This is a genomic window from Nocardioides segetis, from assembly GCF_051390595.1.
Classification (GTDB): Bacteria; Actinomycetota; Actinomycetes; order Propionibacteriales; family Nocardioidaceae; genus Nocardioides.
On sequence record NZ_JBNINR010000001.1, the window covers coordinates 488024 to 512489 of the forward strand.

25 protein-coding genes and 4 tRNA genes are annotated in these 24466 nt (G+C 73.6%); 16 read left to right on the forward strand and 13 right to left on the reverse strand.

Annotation, left to right across the window (positions count from 1 at the left end; translation table 11 throughout):
• The first annotated feature begins 59 nt into the window (after positions 1 to 59).
• Positions 60 to 1103 carry a LuxR C-terminal-related transcriptional regulator gene (locus ACPZVR_RS02125; protein ID WP_436697916.1) on the forward strand — a complete coding sequence of 348 codons (1044 nt, stop codon included), beginning with the start codon at positions 60 to 62 and terminating at the stop codon, positions 1101 to 1103.
• 25 nt (positions 1104 to 1128) lie between these two features.
• Here the strand turns inward: ACPZVR_RS02125 and ACPZVR_RS02130 are convergent, their stop codons facing one another.
• The gene (locus tag ACPZVR_RS02130) at positions 1129 to 1656 is read right to left on the reverse strand and encodes a MarR family winged helix-turn-helix transcriptional regulator (protein WP_436697917.1); all 528 of its coding nucleotides are present in this window, start codon (positions 1654 to 1656) and stop codon (positions 1129 to 1131) included.
• A gap of 17 nt (positions 1657 to 1673) precedes the next feature.
• On the opposite strand from ACPZVR_RS02130, the gene ACPZVR_RS02135 reads away from it, so the two are divergent.
• Positions 1674 to 3713 (forward strand): MMPL family transporter, encoded by a 2040-nt coding sequence (locus ACPZVR_RS02135; RefSeq protein WP_436697918.1) that lies wholly within the window; start codon positions 1674 to 1676, stop codon positions 3711 to 3713.
• A 107-nt stretch (positions 3714 to 3820) separates the two neighbouring features.
• On the opposite strand, the gene ACPZVR_RS02140 is transcribed toward ACPZVR_RS02135, so the two are convergent.
• Positions 3821 to 3894: transfer RNA gene (locus ACPZVR_RS02140), tRNA-Phe, on the reverse strand.
• Positions 3895 to 3963: 69 nt separating this feature from the next.
• Entirely contained in the window at positions 3964 to 6663 is a 2700-nt protein-coding gene (locus ACPZVR_RS02145; protein WP_436697919.1) for a helix-turn-helix transcriptional regulator, read from the reverse strand.
• Positions 6664 to 6992: 329 nt separating this feature from the next.
• Between ACPZVR_RS02145 and ACPZVR_RS02150 the strand changes: the two genes are divergently transcribed.
• From ACPZVR_RS02150 to ACPZVR_RS02160, 3 genes are all read left to right on the forward strand, one after another.
• Positions 6993 to 7065, forward strand: a tRNA-Glu gene (locus tag ACPZVR_RS02150).
• A gap of 103 nt (positions 7066 to 7168) precedes the next feature.
• Positions 7169 to 7245: transfer RNA gene (locus ACPZVR_RS02155), tRNA-Asp, on the forward strand.
• A 73-nt stretch (positions 7246 to 7318) separates the two neighbouring features.
• Complete coding sequence (locus ACPZVR_RS02160) at positions 7319 to 7675, forward strand: metallopeptidase family protein (RefSeq protein WP_436697920.1); 357 nt, start codon at positions 7319 to 7321, stop codon at positions 7673 to 7675.
• Between the two features lie 66 nt (positions 7676 to 7741).
• Here ACPZVR_RS02160 and ACPZVR_RS02165 read toward each other — a convergent pair whose 3' ends face one another.
• Genes ACPZVR_RS02165 through ACPZVR_RS02175 form a run of 3 tightly spaced genes read right to left on the reverse strand, consistent with a single transcriptional unit; the run spans position 7742 to position 9449 of the window.
• Positions 7742 to 8071, reverse strand: coding sequence for a fluoride efflux transporter FluC (locus ACPZVR_RS02165; RefSeq protein ID WP_436697921.1), 330 nt, complete (start codon positions 8069 to 8071; stop codon positions 7742 to 7744).
• On the reverse strand, positions 8068 to 8466 hold the full coding sequence (locus ACPZVR_RS02170) for a fluoride efflux transporter FluC (RefSeq protein ID WP_436697922.1): 399 nt from the start codon (positions 8464 to 8466) through the stop codon (positions 8068 to 8070). Before ACPZVR_RS02170 ends, ACPZVR_RS02165 begins: the two co-directional genes overlap by 4 nt.
• The gene (locus ACPZVR_RS02175; RefSeq protein ID WP_436697923.1) at positions 8463 to 9449 is read right to left on the reverse strand and encodes an ATP-binding protein; all 987 of its coding nucleotides are present in this window, start codon (positions 9447 to 9449) and stop codon (positions 8463 to 8465) included. The genes ACPZVR_RS02170 and ACPZVR_RS02175 overlap by 4 nt, the downstream gene beginning before the upstream one ends.
• A 227-nt stretch (positions 9450 to 9676) precedes the next feature.
• Between ACPZVR_RS02175 and ACPZVR_RS02180 the strand changes: the two genes are divergently transcribed.
• Positions 9677 to 11167 (forward strand): NAD(P)/FAD-dependent oxidoreductase, encoded by a 1491-nt coding sequence (locus ACPZVR_RS02180; RefSeq protein WP_436697924.1) that lies wholly within the window; start codon positions 9677 to 9679, stop codon positions 11165 to 11167.
• 96 nt (positions 11168 to 11263) lie between these two features.
• On the opposite strand, the gene ACPZVR_RS02185 is transcribed toward ACPZVR_RS02180, so the two are convergent.
• A complete protein-coding gene (locus tag ACPZVR_RS02185; RefSeq protein WP_436697925.1) occupies positions 11264 to 11902 on the reverse strand; it encodes a PaaI family thioesterase in 639 nt (212 codons plus the stop codon).
• 74 nt (positions 11903 to 11976) lie between these two features.
• Here ACPZVR_RS02185 and ACPZVR_RS02190 point away from each other — a divergent pair, with 74 nt between their 5' ends.
• Entirely contained in the window at positions 11977 to 12522 is a 546-nt protein-coding gene (locus tag ACPZVR_RS02190) for a GNAT family N-acetyltransferase (RefSeq protein WP_436697926.1), read from the forward strand.
• On the opposite strand, the gene ACPZVR_RS02195 is transcribed toward ACPZVR_RS02190, so the two are convergent.
• Positions 12509 to 13558: a hypothetical protein gene (locus ACPZVR_RS02195; protein WP_436697927.1), complete on the reverse strand. Its 1050-nt coding sequence runs from the start codon at positions 13556 to 13558 to the stop codon at positions 12509 to 12511. The two genes, ACPZVR_RS02190 and ACPZVR_RS02195, sit on opposite strands and share 14 nt — an antisense overlap.
• Before the next feature lie 178 nt (positions 13559 to 13736).
• Between ACPZVR_RS02195 and ACPZVR_RS02200 the strand changes: the two genes are divergently transcribed.
• Complete coding sequence (locus ACPZVR_RS02200; protein WP_436697928.1) at positions 13737 to 14147, forward strand: Fur family transcriptional regulator; 411 nt, start codon at positions 13737 to 13739, stop codon at positions 14145 to 14147.
• 24 nt (positions 14148 to 14171) lie between these two features.
• Here the strand turns inward: ACPZVR_RS02200 and ACPZVR_RS02205 are convergent.
• The 4 genes from ACPZVR_RS02205 to ACPZVR_RS02220 all read right to left on the reverse strand — a co-directional run bounded on the left by ACPZVR_RS02205 (position 14172) and on the right by ACPZVR_RS02220 (position 16252).
• Positions 14172 to 14244: transfer RNA gene (locus ACPZVR_RS02205), tRNA-Lys, on the reverse strand.
• 9 nt (positions 14245 to 14253) lie between these two features.
• A complete protein-coding gene (locus tag ACPZVR_RS02210; RefSeq protein ID WP_436697929.1) occupies positions 14254 to 15009 on the reverse strand; it encodes a CPBP family intramembrane glutamic endopeptidase in 756 nt (251 codons plus the stop codon).
• A complete protein-coding gene (locus ACPZVR_RS02215) occupies positions 15006 to 15899 on the reverse strand; it encodes an NAD(P)H-binding protein (protein ID WP_436697930.1) in 894 nt (297 codons plus the stop codon). The genes ACPZVR_RS02210 and ACPZVR_RS02215 overlap by 4 nt, the downstream gene beginning before the upstream one ends.
• Positions 15896 to 16252 carry a hypothetical protein gene (locus ACPZVR_RS02220; protein WP_436697931.1) on the reverse strand — a complete coding sequence of 119 codons (357 nt, stop codon included), beginning with the start codon at positions 16250 to 16252 and terminating at the stop codon, positions 15896 to 15898. Before ACPZVR_RS02220 ends, ACPZVR_RS02215 begins: the two co-directional genes overlap by 4 nt.
• A gap of 52 nt (positions 16253 to 16304) precedes the next feature.
• Here ACPZVR_RS02220 and ACPZVR_RS02225 point away from each other — a divergent pair, with 52 nt between their 5' ends.
• From ACPZVR_RS02225 to ACPZVR_RS02235, 3 genes are all read left to right on the forward strand, one after another.
• Entirely contained in the window at positions 16305 to 17195 is an 891-nt protein-coding gene (locus ACPZVR_RS02225; protein ID WP_436697932.1) for a DICT sensory domain-containing protein, read from the forward strand.
• Positions 17196 to 17487: 292 nt separating this feature from the next.
• Entirely contained in the window at positions 17488 to 17691 is a 204-nt protein-coding gene (locus ACPZVR_RS02230) for a cold-shock protein (RefSeq protein ID WP_136593559.1), read from the forward strand.
• 164 nt (positions 17692 to 17855) lie between these two features.
• On the forward strand, positions 17856 to 18002 hold the full coding sequence (locus ACPZVR_RS02235) for a hypothetical protein (RefSeq protein ID WP_436697933.1): 147 nt from the start codon (positions 17856 to 17858) through the stop codon (positions 18000 to 18002).
• Positions 18003 to 18319: 317 nt separating this feature from the next.
• Here the strand turns inward: ACPZVR_RS02235 and ACPZVR_RS02240 are convergent, their stop codons facing one another.
• Entirely contained in the window at positions 18320 to 19369 is a 1050-nt protein-coding gene (locus ACPZVR_RS02240) for a hypothetical protein (protein WP_436697934.1), read from the reverse strand.
• 39 nt (positions 19370 to 19408) lie between these two features.
• Between ACPZVR_RS02240 and ACPZVR_RS02245 the strand changes: the two genes are divergently transcribed.
• From ACPZVR_RS02245 to pstB, 5 genes are all read left to right on the forward strand, one after another.
• Positions 19409 to 20287 (forward strand): NUDIX hydrolase, encoded by an 879-nt coding sequence (locus tag ACPZVR_RS02245; RefSeq protein WP_436697935.1) that lies wholly within the window; start codon positions 19409 to 19411, stop codon positions 20285 to 20287.
• A gap of 158 nt (positions 20288 to 20445) precedes the next feature.
• Positions 20446 to 21549, forward strand: coding sequence for a phosphate ABC transporter substrate-binding protein PstS (locus ACPZVR_RS02250; protein ID WP_436697936.1), 1104 nt, complete (start codon positions 20446 to 20448; stop codon positions 21547 to 21549).
• 94 nt (positions 21550 to 21643) lie between these two features.
• The gene (gene pstC, locus ACPZVR_RS02255; protein WP_436697937.1) at positions 21644 to 22612 is read left to right on the forward strand and encodes a phosphate ABC transporter permease subunit PstC; all 969 of its coding nucleotides are present in this window, start codon (positions 21644 to 21646) and stop codon (positions 22610 to 22612) included.
• Positions 22609 to 23664: a phosphate ABC transporter permease PstA gene (gene pstA / locus ACPZVR_RS02260; protein ID WP_436697938.1), complete on the forward strand. Its 1056-nt coding sequence runs from the start codon at positions 22609 to 22611 to the stop codon at positions 23662 to 23664. The genes pstC and pstA overlap by 4 nt, the downstream gene beginning before the upstream one ends.
• Before the next feature lie 8 nt (positions 23665 to 23672).
• On the forward strand, positions 23673 to 24452 hold the full coding sequence (gene pstB, locus ACPZVR_RS02265) for a phosphate ABC transporter ATP-binding protein PstB (RefSeq protein WP_436697939.1): 780 nt from the start codon (positions 23673 to 23675) through the stop codon (positions 24450 to 24452).
• Positions 24453 to 24466: the final 14 nt, after the last annotated feature.

Genomic DNA, 24466 nt, shown 5'->3' on the forward strand with positions numbered 1-24466 from the left:
AGCGTCGTCGGCGGCCTCGGGCGCCGCCGGCAGGTGAGTGACGCAGAGCGGAGGCACCGATGCGACCAGAGGCTCCGGACCCCTCGCAGGCGCTGCCGCCCGCTCTCGCGGCCGACCTGGTGGCGGCGCGCTCCGTGGAGGAGATGGTCGACCGCTTCCTGTCCGAAGCCATCGACCGGCTCGGCGCCTTCGCGGTCGGCGTCTACGTGCACGACCAGGCCACGGGTCAGCCGGCCTTCACCGAGGTGCGCGGACTGGGCAGCTACTACGTCCGCAGCTACGAGCGCCACGGTCGGGAGCAGGACCCGGTGGTCCAGGTCGCGATGAGCAGCCACGCGCTGTGCGACAGCGACGCGCTGATGCCGGAGGAGCAGTGGCGGCGCCTGCCCGTCGTCCGCGAGATCTTCGGCCCGCACGCGATGGCCCGGGTGCTGTGCGCGCCGTTCGTGGTGGGCGGCCGCGTCGTCGGCACCCTCAACCTGGCGCGGCACGACGAGCAGCCCCGCTTCGACGACGCCGACCGCTCGGCGGCGAGGACCGCGGCGGCGGTGCTCGGCACGGCGGTGGTCGCGGTGAGCGAGCGCACGTCCCTGGCCCGCGAGCGCGACCAGCTGATCGCCGCCCTGGACCGCTGCCGGACCCCGGTCGTCGTGACCGACCTGCGGACGGCGGCGCGGCACGTCAACGCCCCTGCCGCGGAGCTCGTGGCGCGCACCGGGATGACCGGTCGTGAGCTGTCCCTCCTGCTGGAGTGCGACGAGGTCCGCGCCGTGCGCTCCTGGGACGGCCCGGGGGAGTCCGGCACCGGGATCGTGGCGACCTCGCAGCGACTCCCCGGCGACGCGGAGGTGGTCGTCTCGGTGCTCGACGTCCCCGCACGCGACGCCGGCGCCGTCGAGCGCGGCATCGATCCCGAGCTCGCCGGCGCCCTCACGCCGCGCGAGGCCGAGATCGCGGCCTGCGCGCTGCGGGGCAGGAGCGACCGGGAGATCGCGGCCGAGCTCTTCCTCAGCACCCACACCGTCAAGCACCACATGAAGGCGGTCTACGCCAAGCTCGGCGTGCACAGCCGAGCGCAGCTGCTCGCCCGCCTGCGTCCCTGACCCGCGCGCGTCCGGCGCGGCGCGGCTACGCCACCGGTCCGTGCGTCGGGACCGTCGGCCCCGCGCTGTCCGCCAGGCGGTCGCCGAGCTGCTGGGTGGCCTCCGCGGCGCCGGCCAGCCAACGCTCGACGACGCGCACCTCGGCGTCGTCGAGACCCGACAGCGACGCCCGCAGCACGTCGGCGAGGGGGCCGAAGAAGGCGCTCGCCACCTGGCGGGCGGTCCCGGTCAGGCTGAGCACCTGGCGTCGGCCGTCGGCGGGGTCGGGCGCCCGCTCGACGTGCCCGCCGGACTCCAGCCGTCGCAGCAGGGCGGACGTCGCCGGCGGGCTCAGGTCGATCGCCGCGGCGAGGCGGCTCGGGGTCATCGCCGTCCCCCGCAGCGCCGCCTGATGGAGATGGGCAAGGGCGTCGACGTCGGTCGGGTGGAGGCCGTGACGGTGGGCGAACAGCTGCGTGAAGCGGTTGAGCTCGTAGGAGAACTGCTGCACCAGGACCGGCACCCGGCTCCCCGCGGGGGGCTCGGCGCGCGGGTGGTCAGCGGTGGGGGGCATGCGCATATCCTTCCATCATGGAATCATCGTCGGCGATCGCACGGCTGCTCCCGATTCTCCGTCCTCGGGTGGCCTGGATCCTCCCCGTGCTCTACCTCCTCGTCGGGGGCGCGCTCATCGGAGTCGTCGGGACCGCGCCCGTCGACCGGGCGGCGACCGACCAGCTGCCCGACGGCTACGACTCCACCGAGGTCGTGCGGCTGCTCGAGGACTTCCCCTCGGGGGACGGCCAGGTCGCGCTCGTGCTGTTCTCCGCCGACCGCGAGCTGACGGCGCCGGAGCGCGCGGCCGCCGAGGAGGCCTTCGGCCGGGCGGCCGGCGCGGCCGCCGCGGCGCCGCTGCAGGCGGCCGAGGACGGCACGGCCCTGGTCGGCGTCCTGCCCATGCCCAGCACGGACGCGGCGGAGCTCGCCGACGACGTCGAGGAGCTGCGTGGCGCCGTACGCGAGGGCCTGCCGGACGGCCTGCGCGCCGAGGTCACCGGACCCGCGGCGATCCAGGGTGACCTGGCCCGTGTGTTCGAGGGCGCCGACGTGACCCTGCTCGCGGTGACCGCGTCGGTGGTGGCCTTCCTGCTCATCGTCACCTACCGCTCGCCGCTGCTCTGGCTGGTCCCGCTGCTGGTGGTCGGGCTCGCCGACCGGCTGGCCGCGGTCGCGGCCACCCACGCGCTCACCGGGCTCGGCGTCGCCTTCGACCAGTCGACGACCGGGATCTTGTCGGTGCTCGTGTTCGGTGCGGGCACCGACTACGCGCTCCTCCTCATCTCCCGCTACCGCGACGAGCTGCACCGCGGCGAGAGCCGGCCGGAGGCGATGGCGCGGGCGTGGCTGCGCACCGGTGAGGCGGTCCTCGCCAGCGCGGCCACGGTCGTCGTGGCGCTCCTCGCGCTGCTGCTGTCCGCCTTCCCCTCGACGCGAGGCCTCGGGCTGGCCTGTGCCCTCGGCGTGGTCGTCGCCGCCGTCGCGGTCCTGGTCGTGCTGCCGCTCGCGCTCGTCGTCTTCCCCCGGTGGATCTTCTGGCCGCGCCGGCCCCGGGTGGGGACGCCGACGCTGTCCGAGGGCAGGTCCTTCTGGCGGCGGGTCGGCGACGCGGTCGCCCGCCGCCCGGTGCTCTCCGCGTCCGCGGCGGTCGTCCTGCTGGCGGTGATGGCCGGCGGGATCCTCGGCATCCGCAGCGGGCTCTCGGAGGCGGACCAGTTCATCGACACGCCCGAGTCGATCGCCGCCGCCGGTCGGCTGGCGTCCTCCTTCCCGGCCGGGAGTGCCGACCCGGCGATCGTGCTGACCCGCGACGACGTCGCCGAGGTCGTCCGCGCCGCCGAGTCCGCCGACGGCGTCGCCACCGTGCGTCCCGCGGGGGAGCACGACGGCCGGACCCGCCTCGACGTGGTGCTCGCCCATCCTCCCGGCACGCCCGAGGCGCGCGACGACGTCACCGCGCTGCGAGCGGCCCTCGACCACCTGCCCGCGACGCTCGTCGGCGGCACGGACGCCGAGGACGTCGACACCGACGCCGCGACGCGCGACGACCGGGCGCTCGTCCTCCCGCTCATCCTCGTCGTCGTGCTGCTCGCCCTGGGCCTCCTGCTCCGCTCGCTGGTCGCGCCGATCGTGCTGGTGCTGACCGTCGTCGCGACCTACCTGGCCGCCCTCGGCGCGGGCTGGGTGCTCAGCAGCGGCCTGTTCGGGTTCGACCGGCTCGACGTCGGCGTACCCCTCCAGGCGTTCCTGTTCCTCGTCGCCCTGGGCGTCGACTACAACATCTTCCTCGTCGCGCGGGCCGCGGAGGAGGCCGAGCGGTACGGCGCCCGCGAGGGGATGCTGCGCGCCCTGGCCTCGACCGGCGGCGTGATCACCAGTGCGGGGGTGCTCCTGGCCGCCGTGTTCGCGGTCCTCGGCGTGCTCCCCCTGGTCGTCCTCGCCCAGCTGGGGATCGTGATCTGCGTCGGCGTCCTGCTGGACACGCTGCTGGTCCGTACCGTCCTCGTGCCGGCGATCGCGGTGCGCCTGGGCGACCGGTTCTGGTGGCCGCGCCGGGTGGCCGGTCGTGGCTGAGCCCGCGGCCGGGGCGCCGGGCGCCTCCCGGAGGCGACCCGCAGACGCGAACACCCCCGCCGGTGACCCGGCGGGGGTGTCCTGCAGGTCGGGGACCTGCTGCTCGGTGGGCAGGGGCGGGGTCGAACCGCCGACCTATCACTTTTCAGGCGATCGCTCGTACCAACTGAGCTACCTGCCCGAGCAGTCGCCTACCTTACCGGAGGGTGGGGCGTCGTACGAAAGTGGCGGCGACATCCGGACGTCCCGGCTACCGGCGCCGGGGGTGCGGCGTGACGGTCGGCGCCGGCAGCAGTCCCAGCCGCTGGGCGCGGATCAGCGCCGACCCGCGGTCGTGCACACCGAGCTTGGCGTAGATCGACACCATCTGCTTCTTGACGGTGTTGACCGACACCGTGAGGCTGCGGGCGACCGCGGCGGCCGTCTCGTGGCGCCCCATCTCGGTCAGCACCACGACCTCCCGGGGCGTGAGCCGGACGAAGGTGGCCGACGCGGGGTAGACCGCGGGCGTGCGGTCCAGGGCGGCCCGCTCCTCCTCGCGGAGGGCCAGGCCGGCCTCGGCCAGCAGGGCGTGCCGGTCCTCGCCGAGCAGGAGATAGGGCTCCAGGCTGCCGACGTGTCCTCCGAGCGCATGGGCTCGCCGGAGGTCCTCGAGCGCCTCGCCTGTCCGTCCCACGGTGTGCAGGGCCCGCGCGCTGACGACGAGCAGCTCCATCCGGTCGCGGGCATGCACCACGCCCTGCCAGGCGCCGGCCCGCGCGACCCGGGCGGCGGCGAGGGGCTCTCCGGTGATGAGGTGGAAGCGGGCCGCCGACGGGACCAGCCAGGGGGGTACGTCGGTCGCGTCGTGCCCGAGCAGGGCGCGGGCCCGGTCGACCTCGCCCAGGGCGAGCAGCAGGTCCACCGACGACCGGTCGAAGACCTGGCGCCACAGCCCGCCCGGGGTCGCGAGCTGACGCTCGGCCAGGAGGGCGAGATGGTCGAGCCGGGCGAGCATCGCGACCGGCTCGCCGAAGAGCAGGGCGTGCCGCGTGTGCGCCGCGACGGCGACCGGGAGCATGCCGCTCGCGTCGCCCGACAGCGACGAGTCGGCGAGGTGCTCCTCGGCCGCGAGGGGGTCGAGGCGGTCCATGGCCTGCATCGCCCGGGCCAGCCGCGCCGGGAGCCCGGCCAGCCGGGCGCCCCACGAGCCGTCGTCGCCACCCGCGTCCCACAGTGCGAGCCAGCGCTCCGCCTCGGCCCGGTCGCCGGAGGAGGTGGCCAGGAGGCCGAGCAGCGCCGCCGCCCCGCGACCGAGGACGCTGCGCGGCGCGGCGTCGTTGGCCGCCATCGCCAGGCGGTGGGCCTCGCCGTACCGGCCGGCGTGCAGGTGGGTCATCGCGGCCTGCACCCAGGCCCAGGACGCCTGGGCGGCCAGGCTCCGGCCGACGGCGGTACGGCGGGCCCGGATCGCCCGGTCCAGCTCGTCGGCCAGCCGCACGGCGTCGGAGAGGGCACCCTCGCCGCGCCGGGCCACCATCGCCGCGGTGAGCAGGTCCAGGCGCGCCGAGGGCGACGTCGCCTCGCGGCGCTCGGCGAGGAAGCGCTCGCCCACCGACGCATAGCGCCGCAGGAGGGTCTCGGTGCGCGTGAGCCAGTCGGCCTCCGGGGGCACCCGCCGGGACGCGTCCGCCAGGGCCGCGGCCACGAGGAGCGCGTCGTCGGCGGGCTCGGCCCCGTGCTCGCCGTCGGGGAGGTGGCCGAACGCCTGCGCGAAGCCCGTCAGGTCCGTGCCGAGGAGCGCCCAACCGTGCTCGGCCCACAGCTCGGCGAGCAGGGCGGGGTCCCCGGCGGCACGGCTGTGCTCGACGAGCTCGACCGGGTCGGCCTCGCCGCGGCAGGCGAGGATCCGGGCGGTCACCCGGTGGGCATGCCGCTGCCCGTCCGGGTCCGTGCGTCCGTGGGCGAGCAGGGCGGAGCGGACCAGGGCGGGAAGGCGCCAGCGCGGTCGGCCGCCCGTGGTCGGGTGTCGCCAGAGGAGGTCCCGACGCTCGAGGGCCTCCACCAGGGCCGGGCCGCTGTGCGCGAGGTCCGTGAGCAGCGCCTCGGCCAGCGGGCCGTCGATGATGCGCGGCACCGCGAGCCGGGCGGCGGCCCGCAGCTCGTCGTCGGCGAGCAGGCCGGGCAGGACCTCGTCGCGCACGTAGTCGTCGGCGACGTGCAACGCGAGCACGTCGGAGCCGGGCGGTGTCGCCTCGAGGGCCAGGCGCAGCGGCAGGATCCACCCGCCGACCCGGTCCGCGACGGCGCGCGCCGCGACCTCGTCGAGCGGGTGCCCCCACGCCCCGGCGAACGCCCGGACGTCCTCGGGCCGCAGCGTGAGATCGCTGCTGCGGATGGCCTGCACGTCCACGCCACCGCGGCGGGCCGCCTCCACGAAGGCCTGGGTGTCGGCATCGATCAGCACGAGGTGGACCGGATGGGCGTTCCGGGCGACGGCGAGCAGGCGCTCGGCGCTGCGCCCGGTCAGCAGCCACGAGGCGCCGGCGATCACGATGACCACCGGGCGCCGACAGGCCGCGAGGGCCGGGACCCAGCCGACGAGGTCGGGCCCGGTGTCGTCCGGCAGGGCGCCCGCGGTGACCAGCGCCGCGCGGAGCCTGTCGCGGAACGCGGCCGGCTTCTCGTCGGCGATGCCGTCCAGCCACACGACGTGCCGGCCGGCGGCGTGCTGCTCCCGTGCCCAGGCGGCGACCAGGGTGCGACCGCCGAAGCCGGGGAGGGCGTCGACCACGGTGATCGCGGCCAGCCGGTCCAGGCGTCTGCTCAGGTGGGTCCGGGGGACCAGGCCGCCGGGCAGGCGGGGCAGCCCCGGGAGCCTGGACGCACCGGGCGCCGGCTCGGGAGTGGGGGTAGGGGTGGATGTGGGGGGCTGGGGGTGCGGCCCGGGGGTCCGGTCCACGGCTGTCATCGGTCGTCACGTCTCCGAGGGCGCGACCGGACGACGCGTGACCACATCCCCCCGGATGGTGTGCGCGTGCCCGAGCCTCGCGCCCCATGTCGCTCGGCGTTGTCAACAGGCATCGCCGCTTCATGACGGTGCCGGAGCAATTGTCCCTGCGGGCCGCACTATAGACAGGTAAAGGAATGGGCCAGACGCGGACCAAGAGCGGACCAATCGAGGACCATGCCGGACCTCCCGCGGGACCCGCCTCGACGCCCGGCGCCCTCGCGATGAGCGGGCGGCGGCCGGTGCGCACTATGCTGGCCCGCGCTGCGGGGCCCTCGGTCCCACGGTGGGCCCCCATCGTCTAGCGGCCTAGGACACCGCCCTTTCACGGCGGGTACGCCGGTTCGAATCCGGTTGGGGGTGCCTGGTCCTCCCGCTCGACGTCGAGGTCGCTCCCGATTGGGTCCTCGGCAGATGCATGGGCTAGAGTTCCATCCGCTGCTCACGCGAGTGAGCGGTGCAACCAGGCCCCGTAGCGCAGTTGGTTAGCGCGCCGCCCTGTCACGGCGGAGGCCGCGGGTTCGAGTCCCGTCGGGGTCGCCAGCGATGCCCGGACCGCAAGGTCCGGGCATGCTGCATTTCCGGAGCCCTTCGCCGCCCCGGGCACAATGACGCCATGCCCGTCGAGATGAGCCCCGAGGACTTCGACGCCCTCGTCGACCGTGCCCTCGACGACATCCCCGAGGAGCTGGCCCGGCTCGTGCACAACGTGGTCGTGCTGGTGGAGGACGAGCCGCCGGAGGGCGAGCCCGACGACCTGCTGGGCCTGTACGACGGCGTCGCGCTCACCGAGCGCGGCGGCGGCCTGCTGCCCCAGCTGCCCGACCGGATCTTCCTGTTCCGCGGCCCCCTGCTGGACATGTGCGAGGACGAGGAGGACCTGGCCGAGGAGGTGCGCATCACCGTGGTCCACGAGGTCGCCCACCACTTCGGGATCGACGACGCGCGGCTGCACGACCTCGGCTACGCCTGAGCCGGGGCGATAGTCCCTGCTCAAAAGCACCGATCTCCCGCAGGTCACGGTGCTTGTGAGCAGGGACTATCGCGCGGTGAGGCCGTATCCGAGCGCACACGCGGCCAGCCCGAGCGCGATCGTGACGACGGCGTACGCCGCGCCGCGGCGGGGTCCGAGGTCACGCGCCTGCACCGCGAGCGAGGAGTAGGTCGACAGCCCGCCGCAGAAGCCGGTGCCGACGAGCGCGAGCGCGGAGCCGCCCACCGACCAGCCGACGCAGGCGCCGAGCACGAGGCTGGCGAGCGTGTTAGCGGTGAGCGTGCCGCGGTGCCAGCGGCCGTCGAAGCGCTGGCCGAGGGCGAAGCGCAGCGGAGCGCCGACGGCGGCGCCGAGGGCGACGAGGAGGGCGCTCACAGCTCGTCCTCGGCGGGCAGCGGCGGCGCGAGCAGGCCGACCAGGACGACCGCGACCAGGCAGGCCGCGAGGGTGCCGCCGACGTAGGCGAGCGCGAGAACGGCCCGGCCGTCGGCGAGGAACGTCCGCGCCTGCTCGGAGGTGGCGGAGAAGGTGGTGTACCCGCCCAGCACGCCGGGGCCCAGGGCCGCGGCCCAGACGGGGGAGCGCCGGGCGAGCGGGAGGAGCAGGAGAGCGGCGAGCAGTGCCGAGCCCGAGACGTTGACCGCGAACGTCGTCCACGCGAAGCCCGGTCCGTCGGCGACCAGCTCGGTCGCGGCGTACCGGACCACGGCGCCCACGGCGCCTCCCGCAGCCACGGCCAGGAGCAGCCGCGGGTGCCGGCCAGGGGTCATGCCTGCAGACTAGGGCGCGCTCCCGAGCCGTTGCCGGTGCCCTGCCAGGCGACCGGCGGCGCGCCGACGGCCTGGCGGCGGAACTCGCCGAGGAACCAGATCTGGAAGGACCGCTGCTCGGCCGTGCGGGGCGCGGTCAGCAGCCGCTGGGCGCGGGAGAACTCGTCGGCCGCGTCGAGGAGGTCGATCAGCCCGCCGATCTGCCGCGCGGTCTCCCGCGGCATCCGCAGCCGCAGGTCGATCGACTCGCGCCCGTCGGCGTAGGCCTTGTCGACCTGCTCGCGGCCCATGTTGGCGCGCAGCGGGCGCTCCAGGGCGTCGAAGTGCTCGGAGAGGACCTTCGCCAGGGGGTAGTCGTCCTCGTGGGCGAGCGCGAGCAGCCGGATCTCGCGGCGCAGGTCGCGGTAGTGGCGCTGGAACCGCCCGAAGGCCCCGATCGGGACGCCGTTGATCTGGACGCCGACCTCGCCCACCCGGGTGTGGTCGGCCTGCAGGGACGGCATGCTGTGGGTCTGCTGGTAGGGCGCGCCCTCGGTCTCCGACAGCTCCGGGGCCGGCTCGAACCACACGGCCTTGCCGTCCTCGTCGATCTCGGCGCCCCAGGCCACTGAGGCCCGCGAGACGATGTCGAGGCCCCGGCCGACGGTCGTCAGCGCGGCCAGCTGCTCCTCGTCGAGGGCGTCGAAGGCGTCGAGGTCGAAGGCGTCGATGTCGAAGCCGCTCGCCTGGGTCGAGGGCTGCGGCGGGATCACGGAGGAGTCGTGCACCTCGAACCGGGGGTGATCGGCGGTGCCGCGCACCTGCAGCCGCACCGGCGCGGTGCCGTGCAGGACGGCGTTGGTGACCAGCTCGGACACGGCGAGCTCCGCGCAGTCGGCGAGGTCCGCGCGACCCAGCTGACCGCAGGTCTGGACCACCCAGCGTCGTGCGTCGTGCACGATCCGTGGCCCGGGGGCCAGGTCCAGGGTCTGCCGGTGCTGCACGGAGGAACCTTCCGGGGTCTCGTCCGGTCGAGGGGGGTGCCGATCCCGGGTGCGATACCCCGCCCGGGTCGCCACTAAACCAACCCCCCTGATGATATTTGGTGACGCTCCGGGACGCATGTGACCAACCAGACCTTGACGCCAGGTTGGGGGTCGTGCGGCGCAGGCGGAAGAATGGTCCGCAAGGACGTCATCGTGTCGTCACCCGAGGTGCCCAGGAGGAAGTCATGGCAGCAGGCGACACTCAGCCCGACCTGCCCGACCGCATCATCGTCCCCCGCTCCGACCGTCATCAGGTCGTCGTCATCGGCTCCGGCTTCGGTGGCCTGTTCGGCACCAAGCAGCTGCGCCGTGCCGACGTCGACGTGACGATGATCGCGAAGACGACCCACCACCTCTTCCAGCCGCTGCTCTACCAGGTGGCGACCGGCATCCTGTCCGAGGGAGAGATCGCACCGCCGACCCGCGAGGTGCTCGCCAACCAGAAGAACGCCCAGGTCCTGCTCGGCGAGGTCACCACGATCGACCTCGAGAACCGCCAGGTGACCTCGCACGTCCTGGGCCGCGAGCTCGTGACGCCGTACGACTCCCTCATCGTCGCGGCCGGCGCGGGCCAGTCGTACTTCGGCAACGACCACTTCGCCGAGTTCGCGCCCGGGATGAAGAGCATCGACGACGCCCTCGAGCTGCGCGGCCGGATCTTCGGCGCGTTCGAGATGGCCGAGCTGGGCGCCTCGCGCGGCGAGAACGTCGACCACCTGCTGACCTTCGTCGTCGTGGGCGCGGGTCCGACCGGCGTGGAGATGGCCGGCCAGATCGCCGAGCTCGCGCACCGCACGCTCACCCGCGACTTCCGCGCGATCTCGACCCGCCACGCCCGGGTCATCCTCGTCGACGCCGCGCCGCAGGTGCTGCCGCCGTTCGGCGCGAAGCTGGGCCGGTGGACGCAGGAGAAGCTGGAGAAGCTCGGCGTCGAGGTCATGCTCGGTGCCCTGGTGTCGCAGGTCGACGAGCGCGGCCTCACGGTGAAGTACAAGGACGGCAGCGAGGAGCGGATCGAGGCGGTCGCCAAGGTCTGGGCAGCCGGCGTCCAGGCGAACCCGCTCGGCAAGCAGCTCTCGGCGCAGACCGGAGCCCCGCTCGACCGCGCCGGCCGGATCTCGGTCAACCCCGACCTCACCCTCCCGGGCTACCCGGAGGTGTTCGTCGTCGGCGACATGATCTCGCTCGACAACCTCCCCGGCGTCGCGCAGGTCGCGATCCAGGGGGCGAAGTACGCCGCCAAGGAGATCGAGGGGCGTCTCGAGGGCAAGCCCGCGCAGCCGCCGTTCAAGTACTTCGACAAGGGGTCGATGGCCATCATCAGCCGCTTCCGGGCGGTCGCCATGGTCGGCAAGCTCCGGATCACCGGCATCCTCGCCTGGCTGATGTGGCTGGTGGTGCACCTGTTCTACCTCACCGGCTTCAAGAACCGGGTGACGGCCGTCCTGCGCTGGGCGGTCTCGTTCCTCGGCCGCGGTCGCTCGGAGCGGACCTCGACCGAGCAGCAGATCTTCGCCCGGGTGGCGTTGCAGCGTCTCGCCCGCGGTGCGACGGACCTGGTCTCCCAGCCCGGTGAGTACGACGAGGCGCAGCGCCGCGCCGAGCTCGAGGCGCAAGCCGCCGAGGAGGCCCGGCTCTCCGACGAGAACAAGCGGGGCGTCAAGGTCCCGGGCTGAGCCGGCCGCAGGAATCGCCGGTCGACCGGCGATTCCTGCGCCTGTCGGGTGTTGCAACGCCCGACAAGCGCAGGAAATGCCCGACAAGTCGCCATCTCAGGCCCCCCGTTCCCGGATGTGGCGGGGCAGGATGAACACGCCCTCGGCCTCGGCGGTCACGCCGTCGGGTCCGACCAGGTGGGCCCGCGCCCAGGTCTTGATGCCGTCGACGCGGTCGATCCAGGCCTCCGCCCGCAGGTCGCCGAGCGGCGTCCCCTGCCGGTAGACGATCGTCAGGGTCCCGGTCATGCCCGGACGCCCCGCGGCGCCGACGGCGTGCCCGAGGATCTGGTCGAGGATCAGGGACACCACGCCGCCGTGGACCAGCCCGGGCGGTCCCTCGTACGCCGCGCCGCAGCGGAACTGCGTCGTGGCCCGGCCGGTCGGGTCGCTGGTGACCTCCACCGGGGGCGCGATCGGGTTGCGCAGTCCGATGACCGGGTTGCCCCAGGGTCGCCGTCGCCCGCCGGTCAGGTGCTCCTCACCGAGGGTCCGGACGCGCCGCACCTTCCGCAGTCGCGCGACCGCCGCCTCGACGTCGGCCTGCGCGGCGCGCACCTCCTCCTCGTCGACGTCCGACATCACGCACAGGTCGACCAGCTCGCGGGTGGCCTCCGTGAGCGGGCGCCAGGTGGCCGCCTGCCGTTCGATCTCGGCCGCCGGCGTCGCGTCGGAGTCGGGGAGGTGCCAGTTCATGCCCGCCAGGGTAGAACACGTTCTCGTTTCGCGGGGAGAGGAAACCGGTTGACCCGCGGTGATGGGATGGGCGCATGACCGCGCTCGTCGACCCCGACCTCGCGCGCTGGGAGTCCTGGGCCGCGATGGTCGACGACTTCGGTGACGCCACGCAGATGCACGGCTCCGGCTGCTGGCAGCTCGACGGCGATCCGGTGCCCACGCGCGCCGGCTGCGCGGCCTTCGTCGCCATGACCGAGGCGACGGCGACCGCCGACCTCGACGGCACCCGCGTCCCGTCGACGTACTTCTGGATCGCGGGCGGCGACGGCGCGCCCGACGACGACCTCGTCGGCTTCCTGCACCTACGGCACAGCCTCAACCCCTGGCTGTTCGAGCAGGGCGGCCACATCGGCTACTCGGTGCGCCCCGCGGCGCGCCGGCGCGGACATGCCACGCGCGCCCTCGCGCTCGGGGTGGCGGTTGCGGGCCGGCTCGGGATCGACCGGGTGCTGGTCACCTGCGACGTCGACAACGTCGCGTCCCGGCGCACCATCGAGGCCGGGGGCGGCGTGCTGGAGGACGAGCGCGCGGGCAGGCTCCGCTTCTGGATCGCCTCCGGGAGCCCTACGGCCGGCTGACCGGCTCGTCCGGTCCGGGCGCGGAGGAGGGCCGCAGCCCGGGACGCAGCCGGTAGAGCACGGTCGTGAACCAGTGCGGGTCGACCATCGAGCGGGTGATCACGACCAGGGGCAGGCCCTCCCGCTCGATCAGCACCGTCCACCGCCGGTCGCCGGGCTCGCCCACGATCGCGATCGGCGTGTAGGGACTGGCCACGTCGACGATCTCGGTCTGCCCGTTGCGCCGGATGCTGAGCTGACCGCGTCGCACGGCGAGCTCGGTGGTCGTGCAGCCCGCGCGCACCGCCCAGACGACGAGCAGCAGGAAGCCCAGGACGCACGCCGCCCCGACGCTCGCCGACGTCGGCTCCCGCGTCGCGGCGTACGTCGCCGCGCCGGTCGCGACGAGGACAGCGAGCAGCACCCAGGACAGCGTGCGGCGGACGCCGCCGCGGACCGGGAACTGCGCGTCGGTGCTGGCGTTGAGCGCGGTCAGGTTGTCCTCGGGCTCGGTCCACCGGCCGTGCCGGACCTCCGGCTCGGCACGGCGCCGCGGCGGGGGCGCGGGGCGCACCCGCTGCGCGTCGGCGGCGGGCGCCGGAGCCGGGTCCGCGGCCGGCTCGGGCGCCTCGGCCGGCAGGTCCGGCGGTGCGGTCGGGTCCGGCTTCGCCCGCTTCGGCCGGTCGGCGCGCAGCGCCTCGACCACGGACCGACCCAGGTCGGTGCTGTCGAGGGTGCCGGCCTGCGCGATCCGGGGCGGTGGCTCGGGCGGCGCCTCGACGCCGAGGGCCTCCAGGACCGAGCGGCCGGCCGAGGTCGAGTCGACCAGTGGCTGCTCCGGTGCGGACCGGCGCCGTCCCGGCGACCGGTCGGGAGTCCCTGCCGGAGTCGTGCCGGGGGTCTGCGCGGCGGACGGGGTGGGGGCCGCGGGCCGGGCGACGGGACCGCCACCGCGGGGCGCGCCGACGACCCGGGCGTCGCGGGCATAGGTGGCCCGCTTGTCCAGCCAGGCGCGGATGCTCTCCGTGTCCGGGCCGAACTCGTCATTGCTCCCCACGAACGAGTCCTCTCTGTCCCTCTCCCGCCGCTCAGGCTACTCCGCGCCGAGCCCGCCCGTCGCCGGTTCGGCGCTCCGCGCCGCGGTGGTCGGATCGGGCCGGGCGGCTCCTGTCCCAGGGCCCGGGCGGTAGATTGAGAGCGATTCCCAGTCCGATGGCAGGTCCCCAGGAGGTCCGGTGTCCGACACCCGCCCCGCCGCGCTCCGGCCGACCCGGCAGCGCCGGGCGATCACCGATGCCCTGGCCCAGGCGGCCGACTTCCAGAGCGCGCAGGAGATCCACGACAGCCTGCGCCGCACCGGCGACAAGGTCGGTCTCGCCACCGTCTACCGGACCCTCCAGGCCATGGCGGAGGCCGGCGACGTCGACGTGCGCCACAACCCGGCCGGCGAGGCGACGTACCGCCGGTGCAGCGACTCCCACCACCACCACCTGGTCTGCCGCTCCTGCGGTCGCACCGTCGAGATCACCGGGTCCGCCGTGGAGCGGTGGGCGCACGCCATCGCCGACGAGCACGGGTTCACCGAGGTCAGCCACACGGTCGAGCTCGTCGGGCTGTGTGCCGACTGCGCCGCCCGCCAGGCGTGAGCCCGCGCGGGCCCGGCGTCGGAGTAGGCCGTGCGGGGCTCGAACCCGCGACACTCGGATTAAAAGTCCGGTGCTCTACCAACTGAGCTAACGGCCCGGGTCGAGCCTAGTGGGCGCGCCGGGCGGGTCGGCGGGCACCCGGGGCCGTGCGGCCGCGGAAGAGCGGCGGCAGGAAGCGCAGCATCAGTGCCGACCAGACGGTGTGGGTGATGAGCGGTGCCTGGATCCCGCCGGACGCGCGCCGCTGCAGGCCGAACAGCGTGCCCATGACCCCGGCGGCGAGCACCAGGGCGGGGTTGCGGGTCGTCGTGGTCGCGAGGGCGTAGACCACTGTCGACCGCGCCACCGGACGGTGCGTGCCCAGGGCGGCGTAGAGCGCCCCGCGGAAGAAGATCTCCTCGCCGACGCCGTTGGCGAGGGTGGTCGCGAGCACCCTGGCGTCCTCGCCCTCGTCGGCGAAGCGCAGCACCCGCGTCACCGCGTCGGCGAGGACCGGCACCCGGCGGGCCGCCAGCGCGCCGGCGTAGAACACGCCGAACGCGGCGACGCCGGTGGCCAGGGGGGTGAGGAGCGGCCGGCGCAGGGTGGCGTCGCGGTTCTCGATCCAGCCGAGGTGGAGCGGGCCCGAGGTCACGCCACCGACGCACCACACACCCGCGACCGCGGCGGTCGAGAGGTAGAACTCCCGGGATCCGGGCGCCGTCGAGAGGGAGGTGCCGAGCAGCCCGGCACCGGTCACGGCGGTGGTCGCGACGACCCGGCGGCGCCGACGGCGCTGCGCCGGCGTCTCCGCGACCTCCTCGACGACGACGTGGGAGAGGGGCTTGGGTAGCAGCCGGTCCAGGAGGGCCGCGGGTCTCATCGCTCGTCCTCACGCTCCCTCAGGGCGGCGCGGACCGCCTCGTCGTAGGTCATCGGCGCGAAGGGGACCACCTCGCGGATGCGCGGGTCGGTGACCACGACCTCGTTGACCATCGAGTCGACCAGGGTGCGGCCGGCGCGGACGTCGACGTCGGTGACCAGGGCCAGCCAGTACGACGACAGCCCCGGCGTGAGCAGGGGGACCGGCACGATCGGGAGCCGGCGCCCCTCGATCGCCGCGACCCGCTCGAGCATCTCGGCGTACGCGAGGACGTCGGGCCCGCCGATCTCGAAGACCCGGCCGGACGCGTCGGGATGCCCCAGCACGCCGACCAGGTAGCGGACGACGTCCGCCACGGCGATCGGCTGGGTGCGGGTCCGCACCCAGCGGGGCGTGACCATCGCGGGGAGGTGCTCGACCAGCTGCCGGGTGATCTCCCAGGAGATCCCGCCGTGGCCGACCACGATGCCCGCCCGCAGGACCGTGACGGGTACGCCGCCGGCCGCGAGGCGCGCCTCCACCTCGCGGCGGCTGCGCAGGTGGGGCGACAGGTCGTCGCCGTCCCGGCCGAGGCCGCCGAGGTAGACCAGCTGCTCCAGTCCGGCGCGCCCGGCCTCGGCGCCGAAGGCGTCGGCGGCCCGCGCGTCGCGCGTCTCGAAGTCCGCGCTGTCCAAGGAGTGCACGAGGTAGTAGGCCGCCGCGCAACCCCGCAGCGGCGCGGCGAGCGTGGCCGGGGCCGCGACGTCGCCGTGGACGGGGGTGCCGGGCCCGTCGTAGCGATCGGGGTGCCGGGTCATCACCCGCACCGACCGTCCCTCCTCGACCAGCGCGGCGACGAGCCGGCGACCGACGAAGCCGGTGCCGCCGGCGACCAGGACGGGAGACGTCACGCGCCGACCCCGACGGTCGCGGCGCGGCGGACCAGCGGTGCGGGCCCGGACGGCAGGCTGAGCAGCCACGCGCGCGCGGTGAGTCCCGATCCGGCCTGGGCGGCGGCATGCAGCCAGGCGGCGGCGTACCGGCGGCGCGTGGCGACCGTCGCGCGCTCGGCGTCACCGTGGCGGCACAGCTCCAGCCGCCAGGTGACCGCGCAGGTCGCGTCGTAGAAGCCCAGGAAGGCGTCGCGGTCACCGGTCGCCGCGCGGGCCAGCAGGCGCCGCAGCTCGGCGTCCGGTGCCGTGCGGGGGCGGGCGGTGGCCGCCCGGTGGCGGGCCTGCGGCGCGGCCGCACTCTCCTGACGCATCGGGCCTCCCTGAGTCCAACAAAATCTTCAACGATCTGTTTAAGATTAGGCTATGAGCATGGACCAGGACCTCGGCGTCGCGCAACCCCCGGACGGCGGGGAGGCCGACGCCGACCCCCTGACGATCGGCGACCTGGCCCGGCGGGCCGGGGTGAGCACGGCCGTGCTCCGGATGTGGGAGTCGCGCCACGGCTTCCCCGTGGCGCGGCGGCTGGCGAGCGGTCACCGGCGCTACGCCGAGGGCGACGTCGCCCTCGTCCGGCAGGTCCTGCGCCGCAAGGCCGCGGGGGTCCGTCTGGAGGTCGCGATCGCCGAGGTGGCGGCGAGCGCGGCGCCGGCCCGTCCGTCGATCTTCGCCGAGCTGCGGCGCCGGCACCCCGCGCTCGCGGTGCACCGATTGCGCAAGTCCACGCTGATCGCGCTGTCGTGGGCGATCGAGGACGAGTGCTGCGCCGTGGCCGAGCGCCCGGTCCTCTTCGGCGCCTTCCAGCGCGGCCGGTTCTACGAGGCCTCCGCGGCGCGGTGGTCCGAGCTCGCCCGGGTCGCGCGCGCCGCGGTCGTGTTCGCCGACACCTGGGACCCGGGGGCGCATGGTGGCCCCGGCCCGATCCGGGTCGACCTTGAGCCGAACGCGCCGTTGCGACGCGAGTGGGCCGTGGTCTGCGACGCGCGCGACTCGACGGCCTGCCTGTCGGCCTGGGAGCTGCCCGGCCAGGCCGCGACGCCCGACCGCGACCGGGTCTTCGAGACGCTGTGGACGGTGGACCCGGTCGTCGTGCGCGACGCGGCCCGGGTGGCCGCGTCGATCGCCGGCGGCGCCGGTCTGGGCGCGGCCGGCCCGCTGCTCGCCGAGCTCGCCGAACCCCCGGCGCCGGGCACCACCGCCCCGGCCGTGACCGCGCTGCTCAACCGCGTCGTCGCCTACGTCGACCGGCTGACCTGAGCCGCCGCGAGCGGCGCCCGGGGTGGTTTTCCGGGCCGTCACACGTGTGTTGCAGAACCTTCATGACCGAACCGAAGTTCGTGGCGGCGGAGAGGTTCCGCTGTCGTCCCGGATTGGTAGTGTCGACTCCGCAGCGGCTGCAGTTCTCGAAGGTGAACGCCTGCGGAGTCTGTGGCCGACGGCGTATCTGGTTTGTGGTGGTGTCATCACGCATCGGAGCGACGTGTCATCGCAGCCGCTGCGGGCCGTCGAGGTGGCGGCTCTCGCCCCGATACGAGGAGTGACGAGCAACATGGCTCAGGGCACCGTCAAGTGGTTCAGCGCCGAGAAGGGCTTCGGCTTCATCGAGCAGGAGGGTGGCGGCGACGACGTCTTCGTCCACTACTCCGCGATCCAGACCCAGGGCTACAAGTCGCTGGAGGACAACCAGAAGGTCGAGTTCGACGTCACGCAGGGCCCCAAGGGCCCGCAGGCCGAGAACGTCCGCCCGCTCTGACCCGTTCCCGGGAGACCTCGTCTCCGTGGGGCCTCGCCGACCGGCGGGGCCCCACGTCGTTTTCGGCGGGCTGATTTTTCTGCGAACTTTTGGGTTTGCCGGCGCTCCGACGGGGGATCATGGTCTCGGAAGACCGCGCTGGGCTCGGCTCGAGGAGGGAAGGGATGGCCGATCAGTTCGACGTCACCCTCGAGGACGGCGAGCTCCTCACGGAGGTCGAGCTGACCACCAACCTGATCATCGCGGCCAGCGCCAGCGACGATCGCCTCTCGGTCGAGGAGATCGACCGGATCCTCGGCGTCAGCCACTGAATCTCTCTGCGCGAGCGTGTCGTCCATCGAAGGCGGCGCACGGACCCTCCGGGCCCATGCTTGCCTCCGATGCGCTGCGCGCGGACGCCACGCTGCCGCGCGATTCTCTCTGCGCGAGCGTGTCGTCCATCGAAGGCGGCGCACGGACCCTCCGGGCCCATGCTTGCCTCCGATGCGCTGCGCGCGGACGGCACGCTGCCGCGCGGTTCTCTCTGCGCGAGCGTGTCGTCCATCGAAGGCAGCGCACGGACCCTCCGGGCGCGGGCAAGCACGGACCCTCCGGGCCCATGCTCGCCTCCGATGCGCTGCCGCGACGGTCAGCAGGTGGCGAACAGCACCGGTCCGTGGCTGAGGTCGGAGACCACATAGGTCCCCTCGACGGGCGTCATCGCCATCGTCAGCACCCGGCCCGACGCCACGACGTCGCCGAGCTCGAACCGCTCCGGGAAGGTGCCGCCCTGTCCCGGCGCCGGTCCGGCGGCGAGCCGGGAGCGGCTGTCGGCGTCCGCGCGCGCCTGGTCCTCGGTCTCGAACGCCATCGCCACCCGTACGTCGCCGCCCGGCTGCGCCGCGATGGCGAAGCCGGTGACCGGGTGGACCCCGCCCGCCTGCTCGACCAGCTCGGTCGCCCGGGTCCGGTCGGCCGGGTCGGCGTCGGTCATCGCGAGGGACGAGCAGGCCTGGTCGCCGGTCGCCACGGAAGCGCTGAGCGCCGGGCCGACGGCGTCGACGACCTCGCGCACGCCGTCCTCGCGGTCGCCGCGAGCCAGCTCGCCGCGCTGCTCGAGGAAGTCCGGGTCGTCGCTGCCGGCGAGGACGCCGGCGTCCTCGTCGACCACGAGTGCCGCGAGCTCCGGGGTGACCGGGCCGCCGAGGCCCTCGAGCAGGTCGACGCCGCCGAGCCACACCCCGTCGGCGTCGTCGGGCTCCTCGAAGCCGAGGGAGCGCAGCCGGTCGCGCAGCCCGGGCACGTCGAAGCCGTCGGGCAGCCCCATCAGGACCAGGGCCCCGTCCGTGCCCTGTGCGAACAGCTCCCACTCGAGCGTGGCGGGGGAGAAGCCGATCTCGTCCTGGAGCGTCGGCGCCGACGCGTCCAGCGCCGTCGTGGACGACAGGTCGCGGTCGAAGGCGTCCTGCAGGAAGGCCTCGACCTCGTCGCCGCTCGAGGACGCCGACAGGTCGGCGTCGAGCTCGGCGCGGACCGCGGCCCAATCGGTCCAGCTGAGGCGGGCAGACGTGCTCGGCGCGAGAGCGAGCGCCTCGGCGAAGCGGGAGCGGTCGTCGGCGCGCAGCCGCCAGGTCACGACGACGGCGACCGACCCGAGGAGCGCCGCGACGACGACGAGCACGATCCAGCGGCGACGCATGTGCGTACCCTAGAACGTGTGGGGCCCTACGCTGGCTCCGTGCCCGACATCCTCGCTGCCGGCGTGGTCGTGTTCCGTCCCGGACGCGAGGTGCTCCTCGTGCACCGCCCGAAGTACGGCGACTGGTCGTTCCCGAAGGGCAAGCTGGACCGCGGCGAGCATCCCACCGCGGCGGCCGTGCGTGAGGTCGCCGAGGAGACCGGGGTCCACGTCCGCCTCGGCCCGCCGCTGCCCTCCCAGCGCTATCCGGTCGCGCGCCGGATGAAGACCGTCCACTACTGGACCGGGCGGGTCGTCGGCGACGACGACGTCTCGGCCTACCGGCCCAACGAGGAGATCGACGACGTCGCCTGGGTGCCGATCGACGAAGCGCCACGGCGGCTCAGCTACGAGCACGACCGCGCGACGCTGGCAGCCGCGCTGAAGGTGCGTCGCCGCACGCACGCCGTCGTCATCCTCCGGCACGCCCGGGCCCGCTCGCGCGGCGCCTGGCGCGGCCCCGACGCCGGACGCACCCTGCTCCAGGTGGGCGAGCACGAGGCGGACCGCTGGGTGCCCCTCCTGGCGGCGTACGACGTCACCCGCATCGTCACCTCGACGAGCACACGGTGCGTGCAGACGGTGCGGCCCTACGCCGAGACGGCGGGCTTCCCGCTGGACCTGCGCCCGCGGCTGAGCGAGGAGCACGCGACCCCGAAGGCGATCGCGCGGCTCGTCGAGGACCTGCTCGCGACCGAGGCCGGCAGCGTCGTGTGCACGCACCGACCGGTCCTGCCCCTCGTGTACGACGCCGCGGGGATCGAGGTCGCCCCGGACGCCGGCCTGGAGCCCGCCGAGGCGCTCGTGCTCCACGTCCGCAAGGGCCGGGTCGTCGCGGTCGAGCGTCACCGTCCCACGCCGCCGAGTCGTCGGATCTGACGCCTCGGCACCGCGCGCCCCGCCCCGACCGCCACTGTTCACCTCTCGTTCAGATCGGTCGGGGAGATGCGTTACCGACGCTGCCTAACTTCACGATCGTCCTAGTACGCATCGAGGGGCGGGAACGTCGTGCCCCTCACCTCCGAGAGGCGAGTTCCTTGAACCTCAAGTCCATCCGCCGTGCCGCGGTGCCCGGTATCGCTGCCCTGGCCCTGCTGATGAGCGCCTGCGGCGCGTCCAACGAGGACGGCGGCAGCGACAACGGCGACTCCTCCGCCGGCAGCGGCCTCAGCGGCAACCTCAAGGGTGGCGGCGCGACGTCGCAGGAGAAGGCCCAGGAGGCCTGGAAGACCGCGTTCCAGGGCCAGAACGACGGCCTCACCGTCGACTACGCGCTGCTCGGCTCGACCGACGGCCGCAGCCAGTTCACCAGCGGCGCGCTGTCCTTCGCGGGCTCCGACTCCTACATCGCCGACGAGGAGCTCGACGCCGCCAAGGAGCGCTGCGGCGGCAACGTCATCGAGGTCCCGGCCTACATCTCCTCGATCGCCATCGCGTTCAACATCCCGGACGTCGACACGCTCAACCTCGACGCCTCGACGATCGCCAAGATCTTCGACGGCAAGATCACCAACTGGAACGACCAGGCGATCGCCGACCAGAACCCCGACGCGACGCTCCCCGACCTGAAGATCTCGCCGGTCCACCGCGCCGACGACTCGGGCACGACCAAGAACTTCACCGACTACCTCGGCAAGGTCGCGTCCGCCGACTGGGGCTACGAGGCCGAGGACGCCTTCCCGGTCTCCGGCGGCCTGTCCGCCGAGGGCACCTCGGGTGTCGTCAAGCAGATCGGTGACGTCGACGGCGCGATCGGGTACGCCGACGCCAGCCAGACCGGCGACCTGAACGTCGTCTCGGTCAAGGTCGGCGAGGAGTACGTCGCACCGTCGCCCGAGGGCGCCGCCAAGACCGTCGCGGTCTCGCCGGTCGTCGAGGGCCGGGACGCGACCGACATCGCCGTCGACGTCGACCGCAACACCACGGAGGCCGGCGCCTACCCGGTCATCCTGCTGTCCTACCTCATCGCCTGCGAGACCTACGAGGACCAGGCCGAGGCGGACAACGTCAAGGGCTACCTGAGCTACATCGTCTCCGACGAGGGCCAGGCCGAGGCGGCCGACTTCGCCGGCTCCGCCCAGCTCGCGCCCGAGACCGCCGCCCAGGCGCAGGAGATCGTGGCGGGCATCTCCGCCCAGTGAGCTCCCGTGAGGGGTGAGGACGATCCCTCGTCCTCACCCCTCACCCCCTTCCGCAGCACCACCCCGAGCAGCACCCGAGCATGAGGTGACACCAGTGACAGCACCCACCGCCGAGGCCGAGGAGGCCTCCGCGAACTGGGCCCGGGCCCGCGCCGGCGTCGGCGACCGGATCTTCGCCGGCAGCGCCCTCGCCGCCGGCCTGACCATCCTGGCCGCGCTGGCCGGCGTCTTCGTGTTCCTCGCGATCAAGGGCGCGTCCGGCTTCACCAAGCCGGCCGAGGTCTACGGTCCGCACGCCGAGAGCTTCCTCGGGTACGTGTTCCCGCTCCTCGTCGGTACCTTCACCGCCTCGATCATCGCGCTGATCATCGCGGTCCCGCTGTCCTTCGGCATCGCGCTCGTGATCAGCCACTACGCACCGCGGTGGATCGCGGCGCCGGTCGCCTACGTCATCGACCTGCTCGCCGCCGTACCCTCGGTCGTCTACGGCCTGTGGGGCGCGTTCTTCCTCGCCAACAAGCTCGTGCCGATGCACGTGTGGCTGCACGAGAACATCGGTCCCATCCCGGTCATCGGCAACCTGTTCGGCGAGCCGAACCCGGCCGGCCGCTCGGTGCTCACCGCCGGCATCGTGCTGGCGATCATGATCCTGCCGATCATCACCGCCATCACCCGCGAGGTCTTCTCCCGCACGCCGCGGCTGCACGAGGAGGCCGCGCTGGCCCTCGGCGCGACGCGGTGGGAGATGGTGCGGATGACGGTGTTCCCCTACGCCCGCTCCGGCATGGTCTCGGCCGTCATGCTCGGCCTCGGCCGGGCGCTCGGCGAGACGATGGCCGTCACGATGGTGCTCTCGGTGGGCTTCGACCTGTCGTGGAACATCATTGCCACCTCGAGCCCGACCTCGATCGCGGCCAACATCGCGCTCAAGTACAAGGAGCGCAGCGCGGACCTGCTCAACGTCCTCGTCGCGACGGGTCTGGTGCTCTTCTTGATGACCTTCCTGGTCAACTTCCTCGCCCGCTGGATCGTGGGCCGCAGTGAGAGGCGGATGGCGAAGTGACCACCCTCGAAGAGGTGCAGACGCGGGTCCACGTCCCGCTCGTCCAGCCCCGCCTGCCCCGGCAGGCGCCCGCGGTCGTCGGCGTGATCGCCGCTGCCTTCGGCGCCCTGCTGCTCGTCCTCGGCCTCGGCGTCGTCGGCGCCGTCATCCTCGGCGGCGTCGCCTACCTGGTCGCGCTGCCGGTCTGGTCGCTGGTCATCGAGGGCCGACGCGGCGCCACCGACCGGCTCATGACCGGCCTGATCTGGACGTCCTTCGCCATCGCCGTCGTCCCCCTGGTCTCGCTGATCTGGCGGGTCATCGCCAAGGGTGCCGACCGGATCGACGGCACCTTCCTCAGCTACTCGTTCTTCAAGACCCAGATCGACCAGCCGGTCGGCGTCTACCACGCGATCATCGGCACCCTGCTGGTGACGCTCGGCGCCGCCGTCATCTCGGTCCCGGTGGGCGTGATGGCGGCGATCTACCTCATCGAGTACGGCAAGGGCAACAAGCTCGCCAAGGCGATCACCTTCCTCGTCGACGTCATGACGGGCATCCCGTCGATCGTCGCCGGCCTGTTCGCCTTCGCGTTGTTCACGCTGATCTTCGGGCCCGCCTACGTCTCCGGGTTCGGGGGATCGGTGGCGCTGTCGCTGCTGATGATCCCCATCGTGGTGCGGGCGACCGAGGAGATGCTCATGCTCGTGCCCGACGACCTGCGTGAGGCGTCGTACGCGCTGGGGACGCCGAAGTGGAAGACGATCGTGCGGATCGTGCTGCCCACCGCGCTCGGCGGCATCCTCACCGGCGTCACCCTGGCGACCTCGCGCGTCATCGGCGAGACCGCGCCGCTGCTGCTCATCGCCGGCGCCACGGACCGCACCAACATGAACCTCTTCGACGGCGCGATGACGACCCTCCCCGTCCTCATCTACGGGCAGAACCTGCGGGGCGACGCCCCCGCCGAGGCCATCGCCTGGGGCGCCGCCTTCATCCTCATCGTCATCGTGATGGTGCTCAACCTCGTAGCACGCATCGTCGGCAAGATCTTCGCGCCCAAGAAGGGTTGAGAACCACCATGGCCAAGAGCATCGACGTCTCCGACGTCAACATCTACTACGGCGACTTCCTCGCGGTCGAGGGCGTCAACATGACGATCCGCGCCGGCGCGGTGACCGCGTTCATCGGACCCTCGGGCTGCGGCAAGTCCACCTTCCTGCGCTCGCTCAACCGGATGCACGAGGTGATCCCGGGCGCGCGGGTCGAGGGCAAGATCGTCGTCGACGGCCAGGACCTCTACGAGCCCGGCGTCGACCCGGTCGCCGTACGCCGCCAGGTCGGCATGGTCTTCCAGCGACCCAACCCGTTCCCGACGATGTCGATCTACGACAACGTCCTCGCGGGTCTGAAGCTCAACGCCGGCAAGATGAAGAAGTCCGCGGCCGACGACATCGTCGAGAAGTCCCTGCGCGGCGCGAACCTGTGGAACGAGGTCAAGGACCGGCTCAACAAGCCGGGCATGGGCCTGTCCGGTGGTCAGCAGCAGCGCCTGTGCATCGCCCGCGCCATCGCGGTCGAGCCGCAGATCCTGCTCATGGACGAGCCCTGCTCGGCGCTCGACCCGATCTCGACCTCGGCGATCGAGGACCTGATCCACGAGCTCAAGGACGAGTTCACCATCGTGATCGTCACCCACAACATGCAGCAGGCGGCGCGCGTCTCCGACGACACCGGGTTCTTCAACCTCAAGGCGACCGGCGAGCCCGGGCACCTGGTCGAGTTCAACCCGACCAAGAAGATGTTCGCGAACCCCGACGACCCGTCCACGGAGGCCTACATCTCCGGCCGCTTCGGCTGAGCCGGACGGTCTCG